11 protein-coding genes and 1 riboswitch are annotated in these 13341 nt (G+C 49.5%); of the genes, 8 read left to right on the top strand and 3 right to left on the bottom strand.

The window, feature by feature from the left end; genetic code table 11:
* Positions 1–196: 196 nt before the first annotated feature.
* The 5 genes from B9A14_RS16535 to lpdD all read left to right on the top strand — a co-directional run bounded on the left by B9A14_RS16535 (position 197) and on the right by lpdD (position 4324).
* Positions 197–1051, top strand: coding sequence for a YwmB family TATA-box binding protein (locus B9A14_RS16535; RefSeq protein ID WP_084666908.1), 855 nt, complete (start codon positions 197–199; stop codon positions 1049–1051).
* Between the two features lie 59 nt (positions 1052–1110).
* The gene (murA, locus tag B9A14_RS16530) at positions 1111–2358 is read left to right on the top strand and encodes a UDP-N-acetylglucosamine 1-carboxyvinyltransferase (protein WP_084666907.1); all 1248 of its coding nucleotides are present in this window, start codon (positions 1111–1113) and stop codon (positions 2356–2358) included.
* 76 nt (positions 2359–2434) lie between these two features.
* Complete coding sequence (locus B9A14_RS16525; RefSeq protein ID WP_084666906.1) at positions 2435–3352, top strand: Ppx/GppA phosphatase family protein; 918 nt, start codon at positions 2435–2437, stop codon at positions 3350–3352.
* Between the two features lie 4 nt (positions 3353–3356).
* A complete protein-coding gene (locus tag B9A14_RS16520; protein ID WP_084666905.1) occupies positions 3357–3938 on the top strand; it encodes a UbiX family flavin prenyltransferase in 582 nt (193 codons plus the stop codon).
* Positions 3935–4324 (top strand): prenylated flavin chaperone LpdD, encoded by a 390-nt coding sequence (gene lpdD, locus B9A14_RS16515; protein WP_197686535.1) that lies wholly within the window; start codon positions 3935–3937, stop codon positions 4322–4324. The genes B9A14_RS16520 and lpdD overlap by 4 nt, the downstream gene beginning before the upstream one ends.
* Before the next feature lie 31 nt (positions 4325–4355).
* Here lpdD and B9A14_RS16510 read toward each other — a convergent pair whose 3' ends face one another.
* Positions 4356–5672, bottom strand: coding sequence for an NCS2 family permease (locus tag B9A14_RS16510; RefSeq protein WP_084666903.1), 1317 nt, complete (start codon positions 5670–5672; stop codon positions 4356–4358).
* A 167-nt stretch (positions 5673–5839) separates the two neighbouring features.
* Positions 5840–5941: riboswitch (purine riboswitch) on the bottom strand.
* A gap of 256 nt (positions 5942–6197) precedes the next feature.
* On the opposite strand from B9A14_RS16510, the gene ade reads away from it, so the two are divergent.
* On the top strand, positions 6198–7982 hold the full coding sequence (ade, locus tag B9A14_RS16505; RefSeq protein WP_084666902.1) for an adenine deaminase: 1785 nt from the start codon (positions 6198–6200) through the stop codon (positions 7980–7982).
* Between the two features lie 117 nt (positions 7983–8099).
* On the opposite strand, the gene B9A14_RS16500 is transcribed toward ade, so the two are convergent.
* The gene (locus B9A14_RS16500) at positions 8100–9059 is read right to left on the bottom strand and encodes a L,D-transpeptidase family protein (protein ID WP_084666901.1); all 960 of its coding nucleotides are present in this window, start codon (positions 9057–9059) and stop codon (positions 8100–8102) included.
* A 265-nt stretch (positions 9060–9324) separates the two neighbouring features.
* On the opposite strand from B9A14_RS16500, the gene B9A14_RS16495 reads away from it, so the two are divergent.
* Together B9A14_RS16495 and B9A14_RS16490 are read left to right on the top strand one after the other, a co-directional pair.
* Positions 9325–9762, top strand: a complete 438-nt coding sequence (locus tag B9A14_RS16495; protein ID WP_084666900.1) for a DMT family transporter — start codon at positions 9325–9327, stop codon at positions 9760–9762.
* Between the two features lie 18 nt (positions 9763–9780).
* The gene (locus B9A14_RS16490) at positions 9781–10560 is read left to right on the top strand and encodes an arginase family protein (protein WP_084666899.1); all 780 of its coding nucleotides are present in this window, start codon (positions 9781–9783) and stop codon (positions 10558–10560) included.
* A 92-nt stretch (positions 10561–10652) separates the two neighbouring features.
* Here B9A14_RS16490 and B9A14_RS16485 read toward each other — a convergent pair whose 3' ends face one another.
* Positions 10653–13337 (bottom strand): FAD-binding and (Fe-S)-binding domain-containing protein, encoded by a 2685-nt coding sequence (locus tag B9A14_RS16485; protein ID WP_084666898.1) that lies wholly within the window; start codon positions 13335–13337, stop codon positions 10653–10655.
* Positions 13338–13341 lie beyond the last annotated feature (4 nt).

Here is a 13341-nt window from a genome sequence, read left to right as displayed (position 1 = left end):
TATTAGTCCCGCCACCACTTTTTGTTTACTTTATTATATTTTCCCATCTTCTTTCGTAAGTTTTTCTTTTTATCTTCAATTTGCTCTTTTCCATTTTTAGGTTTTACCTTTCCATTTTATCTCCAGCCTGCAGGTTAACAGCTCATTTGACTGGCAAAAATAGGAGGTGATATAAACTTCTATAGGGGGTAAGGATATGGGAATACATAATGAGGGTCAGAGGAAAACTTGGTGCCTGGTAGGTTTTGCCCTTATATTTAGCCTTATCTTAAGCGGTTTCTTAACTTCTAAACTCCTTTCTAAAGGAGAAACGGCAAGGTTTAACAAGCTACATGGAGCTACGGGAATGAATTTTACCCCGGTCACAGCTAAAGAGGTACCTGAGCTTTTAGCCCGTGCCCTGGAAGTGGCGGGTGCCCAAGGGGATAGTGTTAGACTGGAGGCCTGGGGTATTTTAAGTCCAACCTTTCTAGACTTAGAAGAACTACTTAAAAAAGCCAGGGAAACAGCACAAGATCTAGGGCTAAAGGGTGATTTGCCTTGGAAAAAGGAGAACCAGCCTGGGTTTCGGTCTGTATCCTGGGAGGGGAAGATAGAACCAGGAACACTTTTATATTTAGCAGTACAAAGCTTAAAAGATTTAAGTGGTAAGGGGGAAACCTATCTCCTCCTTAGCTGGGAAGGAAATATAGGAGGAAAAGGAGTAGCGGCGCAGATACAGGAATGGCAGGAACGAGCGACAAGGGTTTTTGGACATAGCCGAACAGAACCCCGGTATACTTATATGCTAACTGGCCGGATACCGGGTTACCTTTCTTTAGAAGAACGGAAAGAAAAGGTCCAGTCGGTCCTATCTATTCTAAAGGCCAGTAAAATCGAAGGCCTGGAAGAGGAAGAATTATTAAGCATTACCGCTTATTCGCCCCTCTTGCCCCAGAAGGTGGAGGTAGCTGGTCAAAAGGCCAACCTAAATGTAGCTTTGCGTTTTCACGCCTCCGATGGTACAACTTACCTTTACCTGGGTTCGCCCCTTTTAGCTGGCGAATATTGAGGAGCCTATGCTATAATCATGGGTGTGAATTTTTCTTAACAGAAGGGGTATAGCCTACCTTGGAGAGCATTATAGTAAGAGGAGGAGCCCGGTTACAAGGCCGGGTTACTATAAGCGGAGCCAAGAACGCTGTGCTCCCCATTATAGCTGCTTGTTTGCTGGCTGAAGGCGAATGCCGGCTGGAGGATACCCCGCGCCTGGCCGATGTGGATACCATGTGTGGAGTGGTTAGTGAATTGGGGATGCGGGTGTTTCCAGGGGAGGGCTCTTTGACCATAATTAACGAGGGGATAAAGGGTATAGAGCCCCCTTATGAATTTGTACGCCGCATGAGGGCTTCTTTTTTGGTCTTAGGGCCTTTACTTGCCCGCACAGGCAGGGTAAAAATAGCCCTCCCTGGAGGATGTGCCATCGGTGCCCGCCCTATCGATCTGCATCTTAAGGGGTTAGCGGCTTTAGGTGCTGAAATCGAGGTTAAAAATGGCTGGGTGGAGGCCCGGGCTAGGCGTTTACAGGGGGCCCAAATTTACCTCGATTTTCCTAGTGTAGGAGCTACAGAAAATATAATGATGGCGGCCGCCCTGGCTCAAGGCGTTACCACTATTGAGAATGCAGCAGGAGAGCCGGAGATTGTAGACCTGGCCAATTTCATTAACGCCATGGGAGGCCGGGTAACGGGGGCTGGTACGCGGGTTATTAAAATAGAAGGAGTAAAGGAGCTCCACGGTACTACCCATGCTGTTATCCCTGACCGTATTGAAGCCGGGACCTTTATGGTGGCTGCAGCTGCCACAGGCGGTGACGTTCTCATTGAAAACGTTATCCCCACCCATCTTAAGGCAGTGATGGCTAAACTAACTGAGGCAGGAGCTATTCTTATTGAGGAAAACGGGGGTCTGCGGGTTCGGAGTGAGCTTCCCCTTAAGGCTGTGGATATAAAAACCATGCCTTACCCTGGTTTCCCGACGGACATGCAGGCCCAGTTTATGGCCCTTTTAACAGTAGCCCGAGGTACCAGTGTAATCACAGAGACTGTCTTTGAAAACCGCTTTATGCATGTCCATGAGTTAAAGCGCATGGGGGCTAAAATTGTTATCGAAGGCCACTGCGCTGTAGTCAAAGGAACAGAAAAAATAACTGGTGCAGCAGTAAAAGCCACCGATCTGCGCGCCGGAGCTGCCCTGGTTATAGCTGGGCTCATAGCCGAGGGCGAAACGGAAATAAGCTGTATCCACCATATACACCGGGGTTACGAGAACCTGGTGGAGAAATTCCAGGGATTGGGCGCCGATATATGCTACCGGTAAACGTGGATTAGAAAATAGGAGAAAGCTTCGTAAGGTTTAGGCTAGGTAAATCACAAGGAAAAAGGAAGGCGAAGGGATGCCCATTTATGGTGCCCTGGATATAGGCTCCAATTCTGTACGTTTATTGGTAGGGGAAGTAGAGGGTGGTCGGGTGCGGCCACTCCTAGCTGAGCTAGAAAGTAGCCGTCTTATGGCGGGCTTTAAGGAAGGGAGGCTTAGCCCAGAATCCATAAGCCGCACTGTAGCGGCAGCGGGCCGGCTGGTCGAGCGAGCGCGTAAATTTCCTTTGCAGAATTTCCTTGCTGTGGCCACCAGCGCGGCGCGGGAAGCCTTAAATGCCAGGGAGCTGTTGGATGATATACAAGACCAACTAGGGGTAAAGGTAGAGATAATTGCAGGAGAAGAGGAAGCCCGCCTTACCTTTAAAGGGGTCCAGGCTGGGGTGCAAGGTCTAATAAAGGGGCCTTTGGTGGCTGTAGATGTGGGCGGAGGCAGCACGGAGTTCGCTTGGGAGGAGAATGGCCAATTAAACCTCCGTAGCGTCCCTTTAGGGGCTGTAAGGTGTACAGAAAAAGCTACTACTTTAGAGGAAATAGAGGAGATCTTGGCTCCGGTGCTGGAAGAGCTCCGTGGCCGATGCGGGCCTTCCCAGTTTAAGCTTCCCCAGGAGAGGGAAAATGCGGTGATAGGGACCGGGGGAACAGCTACTACCCTGGCCGCCCTGGAACTAGGGCTTAGAGTATACAGACCAGAGTTGGTACATGGGCTATCTCTGACCCAGGAGAGGGTTAATTATTGGCTTAAAAAGCTTTTTAGCCTACCCTTAGAAGCCCGGCGGAAGTTAGCTGGCCTCCAACCGGAGAGGGCAGATATTATAGTGGCGGGTGTGACTATTTTAGAGGCCATCTTGCGAGGGCTTAAGGCGGAAAAGATTATTATAAGCGAGGCTGATCTCCTGTGGGGCCTCCTTCTTAAAGCAGCGGGAGAGGAGTAAAGATATGCGGTTGATAGTGGCCATGACCGGGGCTACAGGAGCCATTTATGGCATAAGGCTTCTGGAGGTACTAAAGGAGAAAGGCTTAGAGACGCATCTTATTTTAAGTCGCTGGGCGGAAGAAACTATAAAAATGGAAACTTCTTGGACAGTGGAAGCTGTGCGGAAACTGGCGGCTGCCTTTTACTGTGAGGATGACTTAGGAGCAGCCCTGGCCAGCGGTTCCTTTAGGCACCAGGGCATGATTATTGTACCTTGTAGTATGAAGACCTTGGCCTCGATAGCCCACGGCTTAGCTATAAACCTTATAAGCCGTGCAGCGGATGTAACGTTAAAAGAAGGTCGGAAACTTATTTTAGTTCCCCGGGAGACCCCTTTAAATGCTATCCATTTGGAAAATATGTTAAGGCTTGCCCGCCTGGGGGCTGTTATTTTGCCACCTATGCCTGCCTTCTATCATCATCCCCGGAGCTTACAAGATCTAGTAGATCACTTGATAGGCCGTATCCTGGATCAGCTGGATATAGAGCATGGGCTCTACCAGCGCTGGCCGGGAGCGGCTCTTGCTAGGGAGGAGAAATCTTGATCACTTGCTGGGTTGGAAAGGGGCGCTTCCGGGTATTCTGCCGCCTTTTTCTTACCCAAGGCGGGATCGTAGCCCATATCTTTGGGGGTGAAAGGCCCCACGTGGGGGCGGTAGCCTTAGCAGTTCCACGGCCGAGCTTGGAAGGTACCGGGAGGACTAGTTCCACGGCCTCTGTTTTGACTGTAGTGGGCCATAAGGATGACGAATTGGCGCGGCCAGTTGCCCTCCTCTTGGCCGCACGCTTAGGGGTACCAGCAGTAGTGGTGGCCGGAGTCCATGTAGATGGGGCGAGCCGTAGGGATATAGCTGAGCTGGTTCGCAATTCCTGGCGGGCAGTGAGGGGGGCCCTGGGGGTTTGGCGTAGGGTTTTATTCCCAGGGCCCTAGAATTTGGACTATAAAGACTTGCTACAAAAAGTTAAACGAAGAAACGTATAAGGAATAAGACCGCTAGAATCCACATAGTTAAGCTTACTTTTTTAGCCTGGCCAGTGATAAGGTGTAAGAATACGTAAGCCAGTACACCCCAGACAATACCTTGAGCTATATCGTAGGTGAAGGGCATGATGGCCATAGTCAAAAAGGCTGGAGCCGCCTCTAAGAAGTTAGTAAAATCGATCTTCATTATAGGTTCCATCATAAAAATACCTACGATGATTAAGACGGGTGCTGTGGCCACGGCCGGGACCATACCCACCAGCGGAGAGAAGAAAAGGGAAGCTAAGAAGAGCAAAGCTACTACTAAAGAAGTTAAACCAGTCCGGCCGCCCTCGGCTACCCCGGAGGCGCTTTCAATGTAGGCTACGCAGGTACTGGTTCCAAGTATGGCACCTACCGTGGTGGCGATGGCATCGGACATCAGGGCTTGTCCTGCCCGGGGCAAGTGCCCCTTTTCGTCCAAAAGCCCTGCTTTGCTGCTTACTCCAATTAGAGTGCCCAGGGTATCGAAGAGATCCACGAAAGTGAGGGTAAAGATTACAGGTATAATTCCTGCTGCCAAGAGATTACCCAAGCCCCGGGTGAAAGCTCCCAAAGTAGGAGAGAGACTGGGCGGGAGGCTAAGTATCTTCAAACCTTCGACTTTAGTGATTCCTAGAGGTATTCCCAACAAAGTGGTGATGAGGATCCCCAATAAGAGGGCTCCTTTAATGCGCAGGGCCACCAGAGCAGAGGTGATGATGAGCCCTACGATGGCTAGCAATACTGAAGGCTGATGGAGGTTCCCCAGCTTTACTAGAGTATCAGGATTGGATACTACTATACCTGCGCTTTGCAGGCCGATGAGGGCTATAAAGAGGCCTATACCAGCGCTGATGGCCAGTTTAAGGGAGAGGGGAATGGAGTTGACAATAGCTTCCCGCGCCTTGGTTAAGGTCAAGATGATAAAGATGACGCCGCTCATGAACACAGCAGCCAGAGCTGCTTCCCAGGGATAGCCCATTTGCTTGACGATGGTAAAAGCGAAGAAGGCATTTAAGCCCATACCTGGGGCTATAGCAATGGGATAATTGGCCAAAAAGGCCATGATTAAAGTACCCACTGCGCTAGCCAGTATGGTGGCTACCAGTACGGCCCCAAAATTCATACCGGTGGTGCTTAAGATGGCTGGATTTACAAATATGATATAAGCCATGGTCATGAAAGTAGTAAAACCGGCTAACACCTCGGTGCGGATCGTGGTATTATTTTCCTTTAGTTTAAAAGTCCTCTCCAGAAATCCTTCGTACCCGGACATAAATAAAGAGTCCCTCCTTCTAACGAGTAAATTGGTTAATTGTGCATGGAAATACCTATTTAGATTTTCCCTTTAGCAGGCCCTCATATTGGTTATCACCTACCCCTTAAAATAATCGTTCCTTAAAACTTTATAAAATAATTAACCCGGCTAACTGGCTGGACCTTAAAGCTAAGGCCCGCCTTCGTAGCCGGGCAATTTACGGTTGCCTGGTAGAGACCCCCAGACCATATTACTGGGGATATACGAAGACAGGTATGAATAGGACTGCACTTAAGTTTTACTTAATCTATAATATATTTATTTGCTGTTAATGTAAAAATTCCTGCCTGCTACTTGCTAGAAAATTGTAAAAGCCCTAAAGCTAATTAGGCTAGACTTAAGACCGGACCTAAAACGGAGAGTTATAGGGATAGCCAGGGTCTGCCTTAAGTTAGAGTCCATGTTGACATACCTTTACACAGTAAATTATTCTTTAAATAGCACTTAATAGTGCTATTTAAGATTTAAAGGGGGAAAAGGGATATGTCATCCACCCATTTGGCAGCTATGACCCAGGAGCTAGTAGCCGTGGCCACCGGGCGTCTACCTGCCGATGTGGTAATACGCGGGGGTAAAGTTATAAATGTTTTTACCGGAGAGATTTTAAACTGGGATATTGCCGTTAAGAATGGCCGTATCGCTATGGTGGGTGATGTGAATCACTGCATCGGACCGGAAACTAAAGTGATAGAAGCTAGCGGTTTTTACTTGGCTCCGGGTTTCTTGGATGGGCATTTACATGTGGAAAGCAGTATGGTGACGGTAACCCAGTTCGCCCGGGCTGTGTTACCCCACGGTACCACCACTATTTTTATGGATCCCCATGAAATAGCCAATGTTTTGGGCCTGGAAGGGGTTAAACTGATGGTGGAAGAAGGACGTAACCTCCCTTTAAGGGTATATGCCACCATGCCTTCCTGTGTCCCTGCTGCTCCCGGCCTGGAAGATGCTGGGGCGACCTTTGGTCCAGAAGAAGTAGCTACAGCCATGCAATGGGAAAATATAATTGGCCTAGGGGAGATGATGAACTTCCCTGGCGTTCTTAACGGGGATGAGGGTGTCCATGGTGAAATAAGGGTTACCCTGGAAGCGGGTAAACCGGTTACCGGGCATTATTCCCTGCCGGATATAGAAAAGGGTTTGCCCGCTTATGCGGCGGCCGGGATTTGCTGCTGCCATGAATCTACCCGTGCGGTAGACGCCTTAGCCCGGATGCGCCTGGGAATGTATGCTATGATGCGGGAAGGATCCGCCTGGCATGATATCCATGAAACTGTAAAAAGCTTGACGGAACATCGCATCGATGCCCGGCGGGCCATCTTGGTTACCGATGATACCCATCCCGAAACCCTTCTTTCCTTAGGCCACCTGGATCATGTGGTGAGAAGGGCCATTAATGAAGGCTTAAATCCTGTGACCGCTATTCAGGCCGTAACCCTCAACACTGCTGAATGCTTTGGGGTAGCCCAGGATCTAGGGAGTATCGCCCCGGGACGCTGGGCGGACATTGTGTTCCTTTCTGATTTAGCTTCTGTGAAGATCGAAAAGGTTATGGTAGCCGGACGTATAGTGGCTGAGAAAGGCAAGCTTACCATAGAATTGCCCTCCGTTAATTATCCTCCTCAGGTTAAAAATTCAGTACGCTTAAAGGAGCCCCTAAAAGCCTCCCATTTTCAAATACCTGCCCCACCAGGCCGGGACAAGGTATTGGTGCGGGTTATAAGAATAATCGAAGCCAGTGTCCTTACCCGCCATACCTTAGTAGAAATGGAGGCAGAAGACGGGTATTTGAAAGCCTCACCCTCTCGCGATATAGCCAAAGTAGCTGTAGTGGAACGCCACCGGGCGACAGGTACTATTGCGTTGGGTTTTGTACAAGGATTCGGTTTAAAGGCGGGAGCGGTGGCTTCCACTGTAGCCCACGATAGCCACAACCTCTTGATTGTAGGCGTGAATGAAGAAGATATGGCCTTGGCTGGTAATACCTTGGCTACCTGCGGCGGGGGCTTAGTAGCGGTGCAGGACGGCCAAGTGCTGGCCTTGCTCCCTTTACCTGTAGCGGGACTTATGTCTGATCAACCTGTGGAGGTGGTAGCAGGGCAAGTGGAGGAAGTTTTAAAGGCTTGGCGGAAGCTAGGGTGCGAGCTCGTTTCACCCTTTATGACTATGGCTCTCCTGTCTTTACCAGTCATACCCGAGCTTCGGCTCACCAATCGGGGGCTAGTAGATACTTTGGAGTTTAAATTTGTGCCTGTAGTGGCTGAATAACTTAAGAAGGGTGTGGTTTAAGTCAGGTTAGGGGGCAGTTGCCCCTTTTTTTCTTGTGTTTGCTAGTTCTATACTTGTACGGGATTTTGCGGGGGTTTGCTTTTTGATTGTCGAACCTTATCTTGCTTTTTCTTGTTCTAGGGGAAGCTCAAAACCTAGGGCCTCTAAGGTTTCTTTATCAGCTATGCCGGTAGGTTTTAAACCTTGGGCCAGCTGGAACTGCTTTATGGCCAGGGAAGTCATGACTCCATAGTCCCCGTCTGTGGGCCCGAAGAGGTAAAAGCCTTTCTCCCTAAGGCGGGCTTGTAAACTTACCACTTCGGGTCCCTGGGAGCCGGGTTTCAGGGGTCGGGTGGGTAAAACATAAGGTCCCTTTACGATCACCGGTGTACCAAGGGGTATCCAAGGAAATATTTCCTCTATATCTTCATTGAACATGCGAAAACAACCAGCGGAGGCTGCCCAGCCTATGGACCAGGGTCGATTGGTACCATGGATACCGTAATTTCCCCAGGGGACATTAAGCCCTAGCCACCTGGTACCTAGGGGGCCTCCGGTTTCGTAGGTTTTTTCCCTTATTTTCCATTCTCCCACAGGTGAAGGTGTGCTATACTTTCCTATAGCTATAGGGTATTCTCGGAATATCTGGCCGTCCACTAAAAGATATAAGCGTAGCTTTTCCGTATCCACCAGTATTTTGAGGGTGCTACCGGCTGGAGGACCAGGGGTAGTGGCCTGGGCTGTAGGGTGGATATCTCCGCGCAGAGCTTCCCAAAGGCTTGAGTTTACTTCCCCAGAAACGGGAAGGCCCCGATGTCGTTGAAAATTTGTTACGGCGCGGAAGGTGCTCCAATCATATAAGCCGGTGAGCGGGCCAAAATAATAGCCGAGCTGAGCCAGCCGGAATTGCAGTTCTATTACATCCTGCCCTTGGAGGGGTGGGGAAGTATAGATAAGGGTGCGGTTTTCTCCGCTACAGTTACAGCGCTCCTTACTTAAGGCCGAGGGATAAGGCCATAACCATAGGGTAAGCATTAGGACAAGTGTAAAAACCATAGTTTCCCGGTATATCCCCACTTGTTTTTCCTCCCGCTTTTTAATTTCTGCCTCAACTTGTTATTGTGCGCAACAAAGGGAAGGAATATTTCAGCCCTTTAAAGTTAGGAAAAGTAGGGGGACTCTCAAGGGAGAAACTTTAGGTGGCAAGAGGTCTAGGTGTGGGCTTGGGGCGGCATACTAAAGGGGAAGGGCTTTAAAGGCTTGCTATGCGCTAGTGCCGTACTCGAAGCTGGTAACCGGCCAGGGGGCGCTTGTAGAAGATACAAAGAGGTGTTAAAGTGCAATGCTCTTCGCCCTTGTCTTAGCCCTCCTTTCTGGAGTAGCTATGGCTGTCCAGGGATCTCTAAATGCTGCCTTAGCGAAGATTACAGGGCTCCTCCAAGCTACTTTAGTAGTACACCTTACCGCTACTATTACGGTAGTTCTTCTGCTCCTTTTTCCTTTAAGCCCAGGAAGTTTAGGGAAAATTATCCAGGCCCCTTGGTATTTGCTGTTAGGGGGTATTATAGGAGTTCTTATTACGTATGGAGTGGTGGCCAGTATACCCCGAGCAGGAGTGGCCCTGGCCACTACAGCTATAATAGTAGGGCAGGTTACCACCGCCCTTATTATCGACCACTGGGGCCTTTTTGGATTAGAAAAAATACCGTTTACTTGGTGGAAGGCTTTGGGATTAGCCCTTCTGGCCTCGGGAGCCTGCCTTATGTTGAAGAATATGTAGGGGGTGTTGGTAGTGAACATGTACGTTTCTTTGCTGAATACCGACGCTACCCTGTTATGGCAGAATAAGCTCCTTAAGGCAGGAGATGCCCTGGTAGATTTAAGCCAGGTGCGGAGCCTCCGATTTATGAGCCCTAGGAAGGTCCTAGAGGAAGTAAACCTAAACTTAAGCCAAGTCCCGGTGGGCTTAAGTTTCTTGGGCAGTGGAGATTATCACCATCTTACTTTGCTTTTTTTAAAGAAGATCCCTTTACCGTTTACCTTGATAGTCCTGGATTGGCACCTAGATTTAAATACTGCTCCACCAGGCTTTGTTTCCTGTGGCTCCTGGTTAAGGGAAGCTCTAAATCTTTCTCAGGTGGAGGAAGTTTATGTATTGGGAGTCCAGGAAGAAATGCTACCTGGGGTTTCAGGCCATCTCCGCTCCGCTGGCGAAATGGTTAAGTTTAAGATCTATCCGGCTAGGACTTTCCCGCTAGCGATCCGAGTGGTGCCCCAGGAAGTAGAAGGGCGAATGGTATATATCTCCCTAGATAAAGATGTTTTGGCCCCTCCCTTTGCCTGGACTACTTGGGACCAGGGGGAGCTCCATCCAGGACCTATCTTTTACTTACTTAGGAGTTTAAAAAATAAGGCCCGGGTAATAGGGGTGGATGTTTGCGGGGAGTACAGCCCCACCTCAGTTGTGCTGGGGCCCTATGAGCTAGCCAAAGTACAGGCTAACGAGATTTTTAACATAGCCCTGCTTAAGCTTTTTACGGGCTCCAAGAGACTTAAGACGTCGGCGAAGGTTGTTTAGAGGGGGAGGGCTCCAGGGTCAAGGGAGCCCTCCCTAAACTTTTTTGACATCACATCAAGCGCTGAAGTTAGTCTTTTGTCCTAAGAGCCAGTCTAGCCGGTCTTAACCATCCTGCTTTCCCGCATCTGTTCGGTGACCTTTTCCATAAAGGCAAGTATAGTGGGCGTTTGGTTCACGGTAGGGATACCTAGGGCCATGGCTACCAGCTCCGAGAGATCAAGTTGCTTTACCTTAGAATTGGCCAGGGTTAGGGTGGTGTGGAACTGGCTTCCGCACCCGGCGCAGTTAGTGATTAGGTACTGGGCACCGGTAGCCTCCGCTTCGGCCAGTTTCCTCTGCCCGCAATGGACTACTCCTGGAAGATAGTCGAAGGCCAGCATCAATCCGCAGCAGAGGGAGTTTTCCCGATTGTGTTCCATTTCCTTAAGCTCTACACCGGGTATAGAGCGGATAATAGCACGCGGTTCCTCGTAAATCCCGAACCAGCGCCCCACATGGCAAGAGTCATGGTAAGTGACAGTGCAGGAAAGGGGCTTCTCGAACTTGAGCTTGCCTGTTTGGATTAGTTCGTAGAGGAATACGGTGGTATGTTTAATTTTAATATTGAATTCTAGCCCTAATTGTGCGGCTACGTGGGGATAGTTTTCAGAGAAGGTAGCATAGCATCCTGGGCAAGCCAAGACTAGGGTTTCTATACCTGCCTCTTTAAAAAGGGATAGGTTCCGTTTTACATTGGCAGCGAAGTCCTCGGTGTATCCGCCTAGGGCGAGGTACAGGCCGCAACATCCTTCCTGTTCCTTGAAGTGGACGAAGTCCACGCCGATTTTATCCAGTATGCTGGTGAAGTAGTAAGCCATATTGCTCATAATGGTGCTAGCCCAGCAGCCTGACCAGAAGGCTATTTTCCCTCGTTCTTGTACCGGTACTTTAAGCCACTTAATTCTCTCTGCGGCTGGGATACCGAAGAAATTACCTGTACGGAGAACGTTCTCCCGCACTGCTTTTAAGCCCAAGTTTTCCAGACCGGCTGCGTGGAAACAGGGACGTAAGGAGATCCAGTTTTCAGCATTATGGCTTTTTACTTGGCAGACCAGATCACAGCGCTTGCAAGTGGTGCACTGGAAGAGGGCCGCGGCCACTTCCTCATCCAAGGAAAGATTCCCCTTAATTATTTGATTGAGCAGGTAATACTTGCCTCGGGGGGAACGGCTCTCCCAAGGATAGGCATCGAATACAGTGCAAGTATTGCGGCAGTACCCGCAAAGGGCGCAAGCCAGGGTATCTCGGGTAAGCTCTTCACTGAAAGGAGATGTAAAGTTTTCTCCCTGCATTTTAAGCATTAGTTTGCCGGCTAAGCCTACAATACTCTTAGTGGCGTCAGCAGCCTTAAGGGCAGCTACCAGGGCTTTGACAGGCGAGGTCTTGTCTAGGGAAGGTGGTAGGATCTTGCCTGGGTTCATCAGGCCTTGGGGATCGATTTCTTTCTTCCAAGACCAGACCCGTTCCAGGATCTCCCGGCCGAACATGGTCTCCGCCCGGTCTACAAAGTACATACCTATGCTATAAACCCGTCCACCTAATTTTTCGCCCAGGCTTATTACGGTCAGGGAATTGGCGTAGGCCAGGGGGAAACCCGCTTTTCGCTCATCGGTAAGCATGAAGCCTAGCAGGGCAATGGTGTCCCGGCTAGCCATGGTACCTTCTAAGGCAAATTCCCCTTTATAACGGCGCTCGATTTCGGACACCAGTTCGCCTAGTTTTTCTATGGGAATTAGAACCTCGCTGGCTACCAGGGAAGGCCCTAATTTCTTGAAACGCATGGGATAGAAGCGATCTTCCCATTCTTCCTGGGCCAAGCGCTGGCTTAGGAATTCGCCACCGCTTTCGGTGATGATTTTAGCCAGGGCAGCTTCCACTGTTGCTTTACGCTGGTGGGGATAAACAACGAGTAGGAGGTACCGGTCCTGGGGAAGCACGAAATGCTGGGCTGCATTTTGTTTAAGCTGGATGAAGGAAGGGGTGGAAAGGGTAGCTGACCATAAAGGTACACCTTGATCCCTTATCTTAAGAAGAGCCCTGGTGACATCAGCTAGATTGCTGAAAGAAGCCAGGTTGACCACATAATTATCCTTTTCGCGTATATATAACGTTACGGAAGAGATAAGCCCAGTGATGCCACAGAGGCCATATACCAGATCCAGCTCGCGGCCTTGCAGAGTAACAATTCGTCCGTTGGGGAGCACCAGTTCTACTTCCTTAAGGTTGTTTTTAAGGTCCCCATATTCGAAACTACCATAACCTGAACCTCCCTGGGCCACCCATCCAGCTACTGTAGCTGACCGTGCGCTGGAAGGGAAGATACGAAGATCATACCCACGGGCCTGAAGATGTTTTTGAAGATCTTCAAAAACGACTCCAGGATCTACGGTGACGGTGAGCTCTTTTTCGTTTACTTCTATCCTGTGTTTCATCCGGCAAAAATCTACGACAATACCCTTTCTTGTAGGAACAGCTCCTCCGAAGCCGCTGGTCCCCGCACCCCGGGGTACGAGGGGGATGGAATATTCTCTAGACAGTTGGGTGAGTTTAACAAGTTCATCGCGGGAGATGGGTTGGACAACTGCATCTGGTAAGAATTGAATTAAGCGTCGTATTTGTTCGGGGATAACACCCATGTCGTGGGAATACACTAACCTTTCTACTTTGTTAAAAGATACACGGTCGCCGAAATGTTGAAGCAGATCCTTTTGAAGGCTCTCCTCTCGCTCTTTTGGCATAATT

The sequence above is a fragment of the Thermanaeromonas toyohensis ToBE genome, assembly GCF_900176005.1.
Classification (GTDB): domain Bacteria; phylum Bacillota; class DSM-521; order Neomoorellales; family Neomoorellaceae; genus Thermanaeromonas; species Thermanaeromonas toyohensis.
The sequence above is the reverse complement of the archived record's forward strand: the minus strand, read 5'-3'. Positions and strand labels throughout refer to the sequence as shown.